This is a genomic window from Vreelandella venusta (genome assembly GCF_015689495.1).
In the GTDB taxonomy this organism is placed as follows: domain Bacteria; phylum Pseudomonadota; class Gammaproteobacteria; order Pseudomonadales; family Halomonadaceae; genus Vreelandella; species Vreelandella venusta.
In genome coordinates this window covers 1175901-1190506 of record NZ_CP065135.1, presented here as the reverse complement: position 1 = coordinate 1190506, position 14606 = coordinate 1175901, and the positions used below count along the sequence as shown (strand labels likewise).

The following is a 14606-nucleotide window of genomic DNA, read 5'->3' as shown; positions in this document are numbered from 1 at the left end:
GGATGCGCCAGCCGTTAAGTCGCGAACTGAGCAATTTGTTAGAGCGAGGCCGTGACCGACAATTACGGCTGGCGGTAACGGGGCTGTCTCAGGCCGGGAAAACCGCGTTTCTAACGTCACTGGTTAACCAATTGCGCCACGCTGGGGTAGAGGCCCAACTAGACTTGTTACCCGTCGCCCGTGAAGGGCGTTTGCTGGGTGCGCAGCGGTTGAACCAACCGGACCTTGGCGTGCCACGTTTCCCCTATGATCCTGGCATGGCGGCGCTACGTGCTACGCCGCCGCGCTGGCCTGAGCCCACCCGTGGCATCAGTGAACTGCGCTTACAGCTGCGCTACCGCCCTGCCCAGCAAGGCTGGTTTACTCCAGACATTGCCCACTTAACCCTCGACTTGTTCGACTACCCAGGCGAGTGGTTGCTGGATTTACCCCTGCTACAGCACGACTTTTACAGCTGGTGCCAGGCGCAATCACTGCATGAAGGGCCACACCGGAAGGTGTTGTTCAGCGAATGGTTAATGGAGGCTGAACAACTAGACCCTGCCGCCGAGGCGGATGAAGCGAAACTGGCAGCGCTCGCAGATGCCTATGCCCAAGGCCTTCGCCGGGCCAAACAGGCAGGGTTTTCTGATCTTCAGCCTGGACGCTTTCTGCTCCCCGGCGAGCTAGATGGCGCGCCCGTACTGCAGTTTTTTCCGCTACCTGAATTAAATGCACCAAAAGAAACCCTGGAAGCACTACCTGATACTAGTATTTACGCCACCTTGGCCGCGCGCTTTCGCTACTACCAGCAGCAAGTGGTACGGCCCTTTTATCGTGACCATTTCCGTCGTTTCGATCGTCAGATTGTGCTGGTCGATGTGCTTGGTGCGCTTAATGCCGGGCCGGAACGCTTTGAAGACCTTTCCCATGCGCTGCGTCAACTGATGCAAAGCTTCGATTACGGCAAGCGCAGCCTGTTGACGCGTCTATTTGCGCCGAAAATAGACCGTCTGGCCATTGCGGCTACCAAAGCTGACCACGTGACGCCCGACCAGCACGGTAATGTTGTGCAACTGCTGGAAGCGTTACTTGCTGAGCCACTTAAAGACCTGCGTTTTGCCGACATTCCGGTGAAGGCACTGTCACTAGCGGCCATACGCGCCACTGAAGCCCGTGAAGTTCTCCACGAAGGCAAACGCACTCCCGCGCTAAAAGGCACTACCCTTGAAGGCGAAGACGTGCTGGTCTACCCGGGTGACGTGCCAAACCGTCTTCCGAAACCCGACTTTTGGCAGCAGCAAGGCTTTGACTTTCCCAGCTTTCGCCCAATGCCTATCGACAGCGAAGCGCTTTCACATATCCGCATGGACGCCGCTATCGACTGGCTGATTGGAGATAAATTGATATGAGTAATCCTCAGCCGCGTCGGGATTTCCAAACACAAGAAGCACCCGCCCCCAACTCCGAGCAGTTGCGTCAGCGTGAAAGTTTTGCCGCGACTGAATCGCATCAGCCGCTGACTCCCCAGGCAGACATCAAAGCACTTCCGGAAGCGAGCCTGAGCACACCCCGAAAACGCCGTTGGGGGTTGATGTTTGCCCTGGTCGGCGGTGCTACCTTGGGCAGCGTAGAATTGGCCACCGGCATTCCGGACGCCTTTTCCCAGTCACAGTGGATGACCATGGCCTGGCAGCTGTTTGGCATTAGCTTGATTGGTATAGGCGGCTTGTCGTTGTTGAAAGAGCTTGGCCGTCTGCGCCGCTTAAAGCGCCATGACCGATTACGCCATGACCTGGCAGAACTGCCACAACGCTCTACCAAGCAAGCCCAATCCATGGCAGAGCAGCTCAAGCGCCAGCTAAAACTGGGCGATGATGATCCTCATTGGCAGGCGTTTCAACGTGCCTGCCAGCCCCATCATAGCGGAGAAGAGATACAAACACTGCTGCGCTACCATCTACTAGCGCCCCGCGACCGCGAAGCCCAGCGCCTGATTACCCGTATGTCTGGTGAGACGGCCATCATGGTGGCCATCAGCCCACTGACGTTGGTAGACATGGCACTGGTGGCCTGGCGCAGCCTTGCCATGGTCGACAGACTCTGCCGCCTTTACGGACTTGAGCTTGGTTACGCTAGCCGTCTACGGCTATTTCGCAATGTGCTGCATAACATGGCCTTTGCCGGAGCCAGTGAGCTCGCCACGGATGCCAGCATGGATATGCTCTCACTGGACTTGGCAGGCAGGCTTTCCGCTCGTGCGGGCCAAGGTTTGGCCACAGGCCTACTGAGCGCCCGTTTAGGGCTACGCGCCCAGCGTCTATGTCGCCCAGTGGCCTTTACGGAACAAGAGCAACCCAAGTTGGCCGATCTACGCCAAGACCTATGGCGGCAAATCAAACGGCTCGATAAAGAGCCCGTTTCACAAGATCGTTAAACGGGAGGGTTCGATGCGATCCAGTCAAGAAACGTGCGTTTGCCAACCCCATTGTCATTTGGGTTGGCATCAATGATGCCGTAACCATTGGGCGTCGCCAGACTGAGATGCTTCAGTCCGACCAGCATGCCACGTTCAAGCATGTCTTCGACTAGACCTCTCCAACCCAGCGCTACGCCTTGCCCTGCAATCGCCGCTTGAATCAACAGCGTATAGTTATTGAAATCCAATTCGGAAGATTGGCCATGAGGCGTCCCGCCCATTTGCTTGAAGTATGTCGGCCAATCCAGCCAGTGCTGCCGTTGATCAGCGGTAAGGGTCAGCAGGGGGACTTCAGCAAGCGATGAGAGCTGTTCCAATGGGCCGTACTGTTTCAAAAAACCAGCACTACAGACAGGAAAAACCTCCTCCTGGAACAATGGAGAAGCGTTTTTCATCCCCCGTTCATCACAGAACATAATGGCCACATCGACCTCTTGCCCTCTCCAATCAAAGACTTCTTGGCTAGTTAAAATGCGCACGTCGATCTTGGGGTGCTGCTGCCGAAACATCGGCAGCCGCGGCATCAACCAGTAAGCAGCCAACGAAAAATCGGTCAAAATATTGACGTGCGGACTGTGCTGGCGATGCTGCAGCCGTTCGATCGTCTCCTCAATGATCGAAAACCCCTCTTGAACACTGGCAAACAGCGCATGACCAGATTCGGTCAGTAGCACGCCACGGTATACCCGGTCAAAAAGCCGCAAGCCAAGCTCTTCTTCCAGTGCCCGAACCTGCTGGCTGACCGCCGACTGGGTCGAACGCAGTTCACGAGCTGCTGCAGTAAAGCTCAGATGTCTGGCTGCTGCCTCAAAGACTCTCAATCCATTCTGCGACACCCTTTTACCCGCCACTGACATTAGCTCACCTAATGGAAAACATTAAAAAACAGCCAGTTTACAGCATAACGGATTAGCAGAGAGACTGGTTAAGAATTGATACGCGCCACGACCTGGAGTTTCTGCACATGACTGCTCGACAACCCAACATTCTCTTTCTGATGGCCGACCAGATAGCAGCCTCGGCGATGCCCTTCCACGGCCACCCCATCGTAAAGACTCCCCACCTCTCACGATTGGCAGATGAAGGGGTAGTGTTCGACTCAGCCTACTGCAACACCCCGCTATGCGCGCCATCTCGTTTTACGTTGATGGCCGGTCAATTGCCGTCACGCATTGGAGGTTATGACAATGCCGCTGATTTTCCAGCGGACACTCCCACTTTCGCCCATTATCTACGCGATGCTGGTTACTACACTGCCCTCACCGGTAAGATGCATTTCTGCGGCCCTGACCAGCTGCATGGTTTCGAAGAACGGCTGACCACCGACATCTACCCGGCCGACTATGGCTGGTTTGTCGACTGGGAAAATTTTCATGAACGGCCTAGCTACTACCACAATATGTCGTCGGTGATTCAGGCGGGGCCATGCGTGCGCTCCAACCAGCTCGACTTCGACGATGAAGTCGCTTTCCGCGCTAAGCGCTTTCTTTACGATTATGCCCGCAATGGCGAGCAGCGGCCCTTCTGCCTGACTGTTTCAATGACGCACCCACACGACCCTTACACCATTCCTCAGGAGTACTGGGACCGCTACCAGCACGACGCCATCGATATGCCACGGGTACCCTATTCAAGAGAGCTGATGGATCCACACTCCAAGCGGCTGCGTCATGTTTACCAGTGCGATGAGGGCACCATCAACGATGAGCAGATCCGCAACGCGCGACATGCTTATTATGGGGCGCTAAGCTATGTCGACGATCAAATCGGTGACGTGCTTAAAGCGTTGAAGGAGACTGGCCTCGATGAAAACACCATCATTGTTTTCTCAGGTGATCACGGTGATATGCTCGGCGAGCGCGGCCTGTGGTACAAGATGAGCTGGTTCGAGGGCTCAGCACGCGTGCCGATGATTATCCATGCGCCACAACGCTTTACTCCAGGCAGGGTGGGTGAATCGGTATCGACCATGGATCTGCTGCCAACGTTTGCCGAACTAGCCCACAATGGAAGCGCACCAGAGTATGCCGTGCCGATTGATGGTCGCAGCCTCTTGCCGCACCTGACGGGTAACGGTGGTCACGATGAGGTAATAGGCGAGTATCTTGGCGAAGGGGCTATTGCACCGCTACTAATGATTCGTCGCGGTCGTTACAAATTCGTCCACACTGCACCAGATCCAGATCAGCTATTCGATCTCGATGCAGATCCGCTAGAGCTCAATAATCTCGCCGAAAGCCCTGCTTATCAGGAATTATGTAAGGAATTTCGCAATGAGGTCGCCAGTCGCTGGGACTATGAGCAGATGCATAATGAGGTGATTGCCAGTCAACGGCGCCGTAAACTAGTTTCACGGGCCCTTAAGCAAGGCAAAGTTACGCCATGGGATTATCAGCCCACTTTCGATGCTAGTATCCAGTATATGCGTAACAACATCGACTTGGACGACCTAGAGCGTCGAGCACGTTTATCAGCCACCGCCTCCGTAACAAACAACCGTTGATTCATCATTTAACCACTACCACCCTAAAATAAAGATGATAAGACGGCGGATGCGCCCATTATTAATAATAAGGGAAACTCTATTATGAGCACTAAAAGCGACCCTGAGTCGCCGCCTATGGCTAGTGATATGCAAACCGACTACGTGGTCGGGCAGGATAATATCGAGGGGAGCTTTGGCCCCATCGGGTTTGATATCCATAATCGCGTTTTTGCTGTATCCGCCCTTTCTTCGGTCGTGTTTATTATCCTCACCCTACTATTTCCTGAACGCGCAGGGAGCATTTTTCAGTCGATCGTCGCCTTTTCCACGGGAACCCTGGACTGGTATTTCATGATCCTGGTGGATTTCTTTATTCTGTTTTGCTTGGCTCTAGTGGTCTTGCCTTATGGATCAGTCAGGCTAGGGGGGCCTGACGCTCGCCCGGATCATAGCTATCTTTCTTGGTTTGCAATGTTGTTCACTGCTGGCATTGGCATCGGCTTACTGTTTTTTGGCGTTCTAGAGCCGGTTTATCACGCCAATGTTTCGCTGCCTTTAGGTATTACGTCGCCCTTCGGAAGTGACGGAACACTGAACCCAGACGCGATTGCTAATGCTAGTGCCATGGGGCTTGCGGGTACCTATCTTCACTGGGGGCTGCATGGCTGGGCAGTGTATGTTGTGATGGCGCTCGCACTGGGCATTTTTACCTATAACAAAGGCCTGCCATTTTCGATACGTTCAGCATTTTTTCCAATTCTGGGCGAACGCGTCTGGGGCTGGTGGGGTCATGCCATCGACATTCTGGCAGTGTTTGCCACCCTCTTCGGACTGGCCACATCCCTTGGGCTGGGTGCACAACAAGCGAATGCAGGGATGAACTTCGTCTTTGGCATGGAGGTAAACACCACCACCCAGGTGATCGTCATTGTGCTCGTAACGGCAGTCGCGCTAGTGTCAGTATGGCGTGGATTAGAGGGCGGCTTAAAGAAGCTGTCTGAATTCAATATGATCCTGGCCGTGTTGTTCTTCTTCTTTGTTTTGTTTGCCGGGCCAACGTTGATTGCGCTAAGCGGTTTCATGTCCGGGCTTGTCACCTATGTTGCTGACTTCCTGCCTCTATCGGCCCCTTTCGGCCGTGACGATGATGCCTATCGTCAGTCCTGGACGATTTTCTACTGGGCGTGGTGGATCAGTTGGGCACCTTTCGTCGGCATGTTTATCGCCCGCGTGTCGCGAGGCCGTACCGTGCGAGAGTTCGTGCTTTGTGTGCTGCTTGTTCCCAGCTTGTTCATCTTTATTTGGATGGGCGTCTTTGGTGCTACGGCGCTAGATCAGCTCTACGCAGACCCCGCTAGCAGTCTGGTTAAAGAGTATGTCATCGACAACTACAGACCTGAACTTTCGCTATTTGGCATGCTTAATGAGCTGCCTCTAACAGGCATTATGTCTACCTTAGGCATCGTATTAGCACTGATATTCTTTGTTACCTCGTCGGACTCGGGGTCTTTGGTGATCGACACTATCACTGCCGGCGGAAAAATTGACGCTCCCCGCCCACAGCGCATGTTCTGGGCAATTGTTGAGGGACTTATCGCTATCGTACTGCTGATTGGTGGCGGCTTATCAGCGCTTCAGGCAGGCGTGACAGCAACGGCCATTCCATTCTCAATTGTTATGCTGTTGATGTGCTACTCGATCATTAAAGCGCTGAATGGCGAGTTAAAGCATATACGTCGCTAACGAGGACATAAGGACGATAGTAAAGAGTCTCTGCTGGTATCCGCAGAGACTCTTTCTTTTACCGTATTATCTTATTCAGCACTACGTGGCGCTAATACATCAAGCCAAGCGCTGTTCAGTCTCGGCATCAAATAGCACGGCGCGGGCCATATCGACGCGTAGCGATAAGCGTTCGCCGGGTGCAATTGCGCACTTGGGCCCCACCCTGGCGGTGATTTCCTGCTCTCCCAGCGGCAGGCGTAGCAGAATATCGGCACCGGTCGGCTCAACGATGCTTACCTTGGCCTCCATTAGTGTCCCTTCCGCCTGCTCGCTCAGCCGAACATCCTCCTCGCTGAAGTGTTCTGGTCGCAATCCAAGAATAATTGGCTTATTCAGCTGTTCCACAAGCCCCGCTGCGTTGCGTTCAGAGGGCCATGGTAGTAAGAGATCGTCTTCATCTGGGGTGGCAATACGTAGTACATAGCCATCGCCGGCCGTCTCCAGCGTCGCGCGAATAAAGTTCATCGATGGTGATCCCATAAAGCCTGCGACGAACATGTCGACCGGGTTGTTATATACCTCATCGGGGCTACCAAGCTGCAGGATATTGCCATCACGCATCACCGCGATGCAGTCGGCCAGGGTCATTGCTTCAACTTGATCATGGGTGACGTAAACAATTGTGGTGCCTAAGCGCTGATGGAGCTTTTTAATCTCGGTACGCATATCCACCCGCAGCTTTGCGTCCAGATTTGATAGCGGCTCGTCAAATAGATACACCTTGGGTTCACGTGCCAGCGCCCGTCCCATGGCCACCCGCTGACGCTGGCCACCCGATAGCTGGGCAGGCTTACGCTCAAGCAGGTGAGAGATTTGCAGCAGATCGGCCACGCGCTCTACGGCACCGACACGCTCGGCTTTGGGCACCTTGCGCATTTCCAGCCCAAAGCTGATGTTTTGCCTTACGGTCATGCTGGGATAGAGCGCGTAGGACTGAAACACCATGGCAATATCCCGCTCAGCGGGCGTGCGCCAAGTGACGTCTTCGCCGTCGATATAGATATTGCCGCTAGTCACTGGCTCCAGCCCGGCGATGGCGTTCATCAGCGTGGATTTACCACAGCCAGATGGCCCCACCAAAATCAGGAATTCACCAGAATCAATCGAAATACTGACATCTTTCAGCACCCGCTCGCTGCCGAACTCTTTGCGCACGTTGTGAATTTCTAACGCTGCCATTATGAAAATCCCATTGTAAGACTGCTGACAAAGTTGTTATTTCGGTCTGAACAACCCTTGGCGGGGGCGCTGTAAATCCTTCCTTGGACGCTACTTTCGCCATCCATGGCGAAAGACCCCCGCTACGGGTTGATTCTGACCTTGCTAAAGAAACCTCTAGAAAGTTGTCACCAATCTGATTGTTATTAGCCTTTCACGGAGCCTGCCGTCAGCCCGCGCACGAAATACTTTCCGGCCAGCACATACACCACCAGCGTTGGCAGTGCTGCAATCATCGCGGCGGCCATATCGACGTTGTACTCACGCACACCAGTGGACGTATTGACCAAATTGTTGAGCGCCACCGTCACCGGCTGGGTGTTGTGGGCCGAGAACGCCACGCCGAACAAAAAGTCATTCCAAATCTGGGTAAATTGCCAGATAACTGACACCACAATAATCGGCGCGGAAACCGGTAATAAAATACGCCAGAAAATACGGAAGAATCCCGCGCCATCCAGCTTCGCTGCAGAGACCAGCTCGTTAGGAATTCCGACATAGAAGTTGCGAAAAAACAGTGTGGTAAAGGCAATGCCAAAAACCACATGCACCAGAATCAGCCCCGCACGTGAGCTGGAAAGCCCTAACCAGCCCAAGGTTTGTGCCATTGGTAACAGCACTACCTGAAACGGGATAAAGCAGCCAAATAGCATCAGCGCAAAGACCAATTCAGAGCCTTTAAAGCGCCATTTGGTCAGCGCATAGCCATTTAGCGCCCCGACCGTGGTGGAGATCAGCACGGCAGGAATCACCATCGCAAAGGAGTTCCAAAAATAACCGCCGACACCTTCACAGCGCATACCGGTACACGCTTCTCCCCAGGCTTTCGTCCAGGGTTCAAGGGTTGGATTTTGCGGCAGCGATAGCAGCGTTCCCGCACTTATTTCGCTCAACGGTTTAATAGAGGTCATCAACATGACCACCATCGGCAAGATATAAAACAGCCCCGCTACAATCAGTACGCCGTAAAGCACAGCCCGCAACAGCCGTGCGGCAGGCGTTTGCCGACGAATCACGTTAGCCATGTTTGCGGCTCCTTAGTTCGGAATAGAGGTAAGGAATCAAAATCGCCAGAACACCACCGAGCATTAACATAGCGCTAGCGGAGCCGAGCCCGATCTGAGCCCGATTAAAGGCGTGGGTGTACATAAAGGTGGCGGGCAGATCGGTGGCATAACCAGGCCCACCGCCAGTGAGTGCGACCACTAAATCAAAGCTTTTAATCGCAATATGGGACAGAATCATCACCGCGCTGAACACCACCGGACGCAGGCACGGCATCACCACCCGCCAGTAAATGCGCGGCAGGCTAGCACCGTCTAACTGAGCAGCTTTGACGATGCTGTCATCAATACCCCGCAACCCCGCCAAAAAGAGCGCCATCACAAAACCAGACGCCTGCCAAACTGCCGCAATCACCAGGGTATAAATCGCCATATCAGGATCAACGATCCAGTCGAAGCGAAACGACTCAAACCCCCAGCTTTGCACCATCGCCTGAATTCCCAGCTGGGGATTCAGCAGCCACTTCCAAACCACGCCCGTAACAATAAACGACAGTGCCATGGGGTAGAGATAAATCGTGCGCAGCGCGCCCTCTTGGCGAATTTTCTGATCCAGTAGAATTGCCAACAGCGCGCCAATCACCAAACAAATCACAATAAACAGCACGCCAAACAGCACCAGGTTGCTAGAGGCTATCCACCAACGTTCGTTGGCCATTAGCCGCGCATATTGGCCAAAGCCAACAAAATCGTAGCTGGGCAGCATGCGCGAGCTGGTTAGCGACAACACAAAAGTCCACAACATAAAGCCGTAAACAAACAACAGAGACACCGCAACAGAAGGGGCAAGTACCAAACGGGGCAGCCAGGCTTGTAGCCAGCCAGACGCCGTCGGCCGCACTAGAGTGCGCGTCGTGGGTTCGCTCATAAGATTATTCCTCGCCAGTCAGCCACTAGCCCCGCCGTTGCGGCGGCGCTAGTTACGTCACTTATTAAAAGAACGCAGTGGCTTAGAAAGAGGCGGTTTCAGCCGCACTTACCAACCGCTCAGCAGCTTCTTCGGCAGGCATATTGGTGTCATTGAAGTAGTTGGTCACAACATCAAAGATCGCTCCCTGGACATCAGCGCGCACCGCCATCCCGTGAGCCAAGCTGGGGACTAAACCGCCTTCATCAGCAGTGCGTTGGAAGTCAGCAAGCGACTGCTGAGCACAGCTATCGAAGTCACTTATATCAAGGTCAGATCGCGCAGGAATAGAGCCTTTGGCAAGATTAAAAGCTTCCTGGAAAGTCGGCTCCAAGACTAAGCGAGCCAGGGTCTGCTGGGCCTCACGCCCAGCGTCGTCGCTCATACGAAACATCGTTAGGCTATCAATATTAAACGTAAAGGCATCTTCAGTGCCGGGCGCAGCCGCGCACAGATAGTCTTCACCAGCAGTCAGGCCTGCGGCGGTGAACTCCCCTTTGGCCCAGTCACCCATTAGCTGGAAGCCTGCAGTGCCTTCAATGACCATGGCGGTGGCAATGTTCCAATCGCGGCCAGACATGCCCTCATCCATCAGCTCACGTAGACGCTTAAAGTCTTCTAGCGCTGCGATCATCTGTTCCCCGCCAAGCGCCTCTGGGTCTAGTTCCACCAGCGCCTGCTGATAAAACTCGGCTCCCTGGCTACCCAGCACGACACTTTCAAACACCGTCGCGTCTTGCCACGCTTGGCCACCATGGGCTAGCGGTACAAAACCAGCCTCACGAATGGCTTCACCGGCGGTAAAAAGCTCATCCAGCGTGGTAGGCATTTCAACGCCTGCCGCTTCTAGAACGTCAGGGTTCGCCCATAGCCAATTAACGCGGTGAACATTCGCGGGAACGGCAACATAATGGCCATCGTAACGCATAATATCGGCAACTATTTCAGGCAGTAAGTCATCCCAGTCTTCAGCGGTAGCGACCTCGTCTAAATTCCCCAGAAGGCCGAGCTTGCCCCACTCTTGAATTTCGGGGCCATTAATGAGCGCAGCGGAAGGCGGGTTGCCAGACATTGCACGAGATTTAAGTACCGTCATGGCGGTTTCACCACCACCCCCTGCAACAGCGAAATCCTGCCAGCCATAGCCTTCGGCTTCCATTAACTCTTTGAGGAAGTTTGCGGCACGGGCTTCACCGCCGGATGTCCACCAGTGCAGCACTTCCACTTCGTTGGCTTGGGTGGTGCTGGCCGCCATGCTGGTGCCAGCCGCCACGACTAATGCAAATACGGACTTTTTAAACGTAGGTACGTTAAATACGGGTATATTGATACTCGGCATGAATAGCTCCTGCTGTTGTTATTGTGCTGTTGTTATTGTGCTGTTGTTTTTATGCTGATGTTTTGTGCTGATGAGATGTCGTTGCTGATAATGCTCAACTGAACGACTCACAGCAGAGTACGCCACCCTGGCACACAACGGGAGTTACCGATTCCTGCATAGTCTTGGCAATTTATTAATAGTGTTAGAGGTTTATTACAAGTCAGTAACACTCGTTTGGCGCGGTAGCATTAACGTGGCCACTAACCCACCTGCCGAGTGATTCGATAAGACGATATCGCCTCCATGGGCACGGGCAATATGCCTGGCAATGCCGAGTCCCAGGCCGCTTCCACCGGTGTAGCGACTTCGAGAGGCTTCCAGGCGCACAAAAGGTGAAAAGACTCGGGTAAGCTGCGCATCAGGAATACCTGGCCCACTATCATGAATGCACAACGTGACGACACCCGCCTGCTCTTCCAGCGTTACGGTTGCTTTCTGGCCATAAAAAACGGCGTTTTCAAGTAGGTTTGCCAAGCAGCGTTTTAGCGCCAGAGGCTTAACGGTTAGTGGTAACACAGCGCCATGAAGTGACACCTCACCGCCGTACAGACGTAACCCTTCGGCAATCTCCAGCAGCAGCGCGTTAAGATCTGTAGGCTGGGGTTCTTCATGCAGATCCAATCCTTTAACCGAGGCCAGTGCGCCTTTGACCAGCTCACTCAACTCGTCAAGCGAGGCACAAAAACGTTCACGCTGAGCAGCATCATCGAGCATTTCGGCACGCAGCCGCATGCGTGTAATGGGCGTTTTAAGATCATGAGAAATTGCCGAAAACAGTCGCTCGCGCTCATCAACCTGCTCTTGAATGCGTCGCTGCATGCGATTAAAGGCCGCTGCGGTGGCGGCCACTTCTTTAGGGCCGCTCTCTTTAAGTGGCGGGCTAGCCAAATCATCACCCAACTGGCGTGCTGCTCGGGAAAGCCGCGCCAACGGCCGAGTCACACTGGTAATACCGAGTAACGAAAGCGCCAGCACGCTTAGCAGCACCAGCACGCCGACCAATAAACGCTCTTCAGACAGCCAACGGTAGCCGCTAAAAATATCCGGCACGCCCAGTAGTGTGGCCACGTAAAGCCAGGTATCCGGAGCCAACTCCAGTTGCACCACTAAGATAGGGGGAGAAAGCGGCTCCATTAACAGACTGTGCTGTCCCCAGCGGGGTGGTAAATCGTAAAGCAGCACTTCGTTATTGAAGACACGTAAGTTTTCCGGGCGGGAAAACTCCACCACCACATCGTCAATGGAGAGCTGCTGGGTCAAAATAGAGCGCACGTTGTCTACCACGACCTCTTTTTCAGGGCCGCTGCCAATATCTTCGACTGGAATGCGTCGCTCATTCACGCTGACAAAAAAACGCGTGCCGCCCATGCTACGCAGTTGATCCAACACAATGTGCCGATAATCTACCGGCAGCGAACGGAAAAACCGCATGGTCGAGGCAATACTGAAGGCCATGTTGCTGGAAAGCTCATCTAACTGTTCAAGCTGGCTGGCTCGCACCTGAGAAGTCCATAGCGCATAGCTAGCCGCTTGAGCAACCAGCACCCCTGTAATCATAATGACCACAAAGCGCCCACGTAGACTGCTTGGCAACCAACTCGCGAGAATGCGCTTTACGCTCTTCACGAAGCAGCTTCAACCCTAGCGGTCAACACATAGCCAGCCCCACGCACAGTGCGAATCAGCTGGGAGTGCTGTGCATCTTCCCCTAGCCGCTGGCGCAAGCGACATACATGTACGTCAATCGAGCGATCTAGCGGTGGTGCTTCACGTCCGCGGGTCAAGGTGTAGAGATCGTCGCGAGTAATGACGGTGGCAGGCCGTTCCAGAAACACCTGCAGTAGTTGGAAGTCTGCGCCGGAGAGCGCAGTGCGAATACCTGCCTGGTCAATCAGTTCGCGGGTCATGCGGTCCAGTTGCCAGTCGCCAAAGCGCACCCAGCGAGCCTCTTGGGTCGGCGCGCCAGTTGCTGCCGGGCGGGCTCGACGCAACACCGCTTTAATCCGCGCCAGCAACTCACGAGGGTTGAAGGGCTTAGCGATATAGTCATCAGCGCCTAACTCAAGCCCCAAAATGCGGTCGGTATCATCGGCACTGGCGGTGAGCATAATAATCGGCGTATCGCTGGTTTTTCGCAGTTCCCGGCAGATAGTAAAACCGTCATCCCCCGGCATCATAACGTCAACGACCAACAAGTCTGGCGCTTGATCAGCCAGTTGCTGATACAGCGAATCCGCGCCGTCGGCGGTCAACACGTGATAGCCGTGACGCCCTAAATAGTCTGCCAACAGTTCGCGAATTTCCGAGTCGTCATCAACGACCATCAAGGTAGCAGGCGTGGTTGTCATGGTAGCAATATGCCCTGGGTTATTATTACTCGTTATTATCGTTTTAGGGGCTAGATGATGGTGGAGTGGCCATCCTGTCGCAAGCGGCCATCGACCAAGTTACAGCGCGAAGCGTTTTGCTAGCCACCGAGCCACGGCCGCTTCGCCATGATGGCCGATACGCTCAGCGTTGGAAACTCGATCAAAAAGCTCAGGGTGGGCGTTGTTCATTATCTGGGCCTCCCCTGCCAGATTAAGCATTTCAGTATCGTTTAGGTTATCGCCAAATGCTAAGCACTCTACTGGCGTTAGCTTTAGCTTTTTCAGCAGCGCTGTTAAGGCCACGCCTTTATTGACGCCACCCGCCATAATTTCTAAAGAGTCGATCGTTGAGTATGTGATATGTAGGCTGTGACCATGCGCCTCCTGGGCCTGATATTCCAGTTGCGCTAACGCAGCCGGATCGCCTATATAGAGCACTTTACCAACCCCATCAGCATCCATCGCTTCCTGCGGCACAACTTCGTAACGAAAGCCCGTCGAGGCATGCAATGACAACAGATGCGGTGCGTCGGCATCGATATACCAGCCGCTTTCACGGTAAAGGTTGAGCCTTACCTGAGGCGGGCGCGGCAACTGAATAAGCGTTTCGACGTAGGCTGGTTCAAGATGGGTCGCGCTCAAAAGCGTGCCGTCTGGAGCATGGATATAGGCCCCGTTGGTACTGATTAAATAGGCCGGGATATCCAACTGATCGCGAAACACGCGCATATCGTTATAGTGGCGACCAGACGCCAGCGCGACATGATGGCCTTGCGCTACAAGCGCTCTAAGCACCTCAACCGTATTGTCGTGCAGCCGGTGGTCGCTGCCTAACAGCGTACCGTCAAGGTCGGAAACGATAAGGCGTGATGTCATGGTGCACTCCTGATGATAGAACTTCTCAGCTTATCCGATTACGCTCGCCGCTCCCAGCCGGCC

Annotated in this window: 12 protein-coding genes; 4 read left to right on the top strand and 8 right to left on the bottom strand. The window is 54.1% G+C overall.

Annotated features, from left to right (window positions below; all coding sequences use genetic code 11):
- Nucleotides 1-2 precede the first annotated feature (2 nt).
- Nucleotides 3-1391: a YcjX family GTP-binding protein gene (locus IR195_RS05570; protein ID WP_125746525.1), complete on the top strand. Its 1389-nt coding sequence runs from the start codon at nt 3-5 to the stop codon at nt 1389-1391.
- The gene (locus IR195_RS05565; RefSeq protein WP_206048989.1) at nt 1388-2416 is read left to right on the top strand and encodes a YcjF family protein; all 1029 of its coding nucleotides are present in this window, start codon (nt 1388-1390) and stop codon (nt 2414-2416) included. The genes IR195_RS05570 and IR195_RS05565 overlap by 4 nt, the downstream gene beginning before the upstream one ends.
- On the opposite strand, the gene IR195_RS05560 is transcribed toward IR195_RS05565, so the two are convergent.
- On the bottom strand, nt 2413-3315 hold the full coding sequence (locus IR195_RS05560; protein WP_125746521.1) for a LysR substrate-binding domain-containing protein: 903 nt from the start codon (nt 3313-3315) through the stop codon (nt 2413-2415). The two genes, IR195_RS05565 and IR195_RS05560, sit on opposite strands and share 4 nt — an antisense overlap.
- Nucleotides 3316-3422: 107 nt before the next feature.
- On the opposite strand from IR195_RS05560, the gene betC reads away from it, so the two are divergent.
- The gene (betC, locus tag IR195_RS05555; protein ID WP_206048988.1) at nt 3423-4961 is read left to right on the top strand and encodes a choline-sulfatase; all 1539 of its coding nucleotides are present in this window, start codon (nt 3423-3425) and stop codon (nt 4959-4961) included.
- Between the two features lie 84 nt (nt 4962-5045).
- Nucleotides 5046-6686, top strand: a complete 1641-nt coding sequence (locus tag IR195_RS05550) for a BCCT family transporter (RefSeq protein ID WP_125746517.1) — start codon at nt 5046-5048, stop codon at nt 6684-6686.
- A gap of 99 nt (nt 6687-6785) precedes the next feature.
- Here the strand turns inward: IR195_RS05550 and IR195_RS05545 are convergent, their stop codons facing one another.
- The 7 genes from IR195_RS05545 to IR195_RS05515 all read right to left on the bottom strand — a co-directional run bounded on the left by IR195_RS05545 (nt 6786) and on the right by IR195_RS05515 (nt 14543).
- Nucleotides 6786-7907 (bottom strand): ABC transporter ATP-binding protein, encoded by a 1122-nt coding sequence (locus tag IR195_RS05545; protein WP_206048987.1) that lies wholly within the window; start codon nt 7905-7907, stop codon nt 6786-6788.
- A 185-nt stretch (nt 7908-8092) separates the two neighbouring features.
- Complete coding sequence (locus IR195_RS05540) at nt 8093-8971, bottom strand: carbohydrate ABC transporter permease (RefSeq protein ID WP_038482458.1); 879 nt, start codon at nt 8969-8971, stop codon at nt 8093-8095.
- Nucleotides 8964-9878 carry a carbohydrate ABC transporter permease gene (locus IR195_RS05535; RefSeq protein ID WP_125746513.1) on the bottom strand — a complete coding sequence of 305 codons (915 nt, stop codon included), beginning with the start codon at nt 9876-9878 and terminating at the stop codon, nt 8964-8966. Before IR195_RS05535 ends, IR195_RS05540 begins: the two co-directional genes overlap by 8 nt.
- A gap of 82 nt (nt 9879-9960) precedes the next feature.
- Nucleotides 9961-11256, bottom strand: a complete 1296-nt coding sequence (locus IR195_RS05530) for an ABC transporter substrate-binding protein (RefSeq protein WP_206048986.1) — start codon at nt 11254-11256, stop codon at nt 9961-9963.
- A gap of 195 nt (nt 11257-11451) precedes the next feature.
- Nucleotides 11452-12924 carry an ATP-binding protein gene (locus IR195_RS05525; protein ID WP_206048985.1) on the bottom strand — a complete coding sequence of 491 codons (1473 nt, stop codon included), beginning with the start codon at nt 12922-12924 and terminating at the stop codon, nt 11452-11454.
- On the bottom strand, nt 12921-13646 hold the full coding sequence (locus IR195_RS05520) for a response regulator (protein ID WP_125746507.1): 726 nt from the start codon (nt 13644-13646) through the stop codon (nt 12921-12923). Before IR195_RS05520 ends, IR195_RS05525 begins: the two co-directional genes overlap by 4 nt.
- Nucleotides 13647-13745: 99 nt before the next feature.
- Nucleotides 13746-14543, bottom strand: a complete 798-nt coding sequence (locus IR195_RS05515; protein WP_206048984.1) for a Cof-type HAD-IIB family hydrolase — start codon at nt 14541-14543, stop codon at nt 13746-13748.
- Nucleotides 14544-14606: the final 63 nt, after the last annotated feature.

Coding starts and splice junctions, on each gene's coding strand:
- betC (WP_206048988.1), top strand. CDS start 3,423: ATGACTGCTCGACAACCCAACATTCTCTTTCTGATGGCCGACCAGATA.
- IR195_RS05515 (WP_206048984.1), bottom strand. CDS start 14,543: ATGACATCACGCCTTATCGTTTCCGACCTTGACGGTACGCTGTTAGGC.
- IR195_RS05530 (WP_206048986.1), bottom strand. CDS start 11,256: ATGCCGAGTATCAATATACCCGTATTTAACGTACCTACGTTTAAAAAG.
- IR195_RS05570 (WP_125746525.1), top strand. CDS start 3: ATGCGCCAGCCGTTAAGTCGCGAACTGAGCAATTTGTTAGAGCGAGGC.
- IR195_RS05540 (WP_038482458.1), bottom strand. CDS start 8,971: ATGGCTAACGTGATTCGTCGGCAAACGCCTGCCGCACGGCTGTTGCGG.
- IR195_RS05520 (WP_125746507.1), bottom strand. CDS start 13,646: ATGACAACCACGCCTGCTACCTTGATGGTCGTTGATGACGACTCGGAA.
- IR195_RS05545 (WP_206048987.1), bottom strand. CDS start 7,907: ATGGCAGCGTTAGAAATTCACAACGTGCGCAAAGAGTTCGGCAGCGAG.
- IR195_RS05535 (WP_125746513.1), bottom strand. CDS start 9,878: ATGAGCGAACCCACGACGCGCACTCTAGTGCGGCCGACGGCGTCTGGC.
- IR195_RS05565 (WP_206048989.1), top strand. CDS start 1,388: ATGAGTAATCCTCAGCCGCGTCGGGATTTCCAAACACAAGAAGCACCC.
- IR195_RS05550 (WP_125746517.1), top strand. CDS start 5,046: ATGAGCACTAAAAGCGACCCTGAGTCGCCGCCTATGGCTAGTGATATG.
- IR195_RS05560 (WP_125746521.1), bottom strand. CDS start 3,315: ATGTCAGTGGCGGGTAAAAGGGTGTCGCAGAATGGATTGAGAGTCTTT.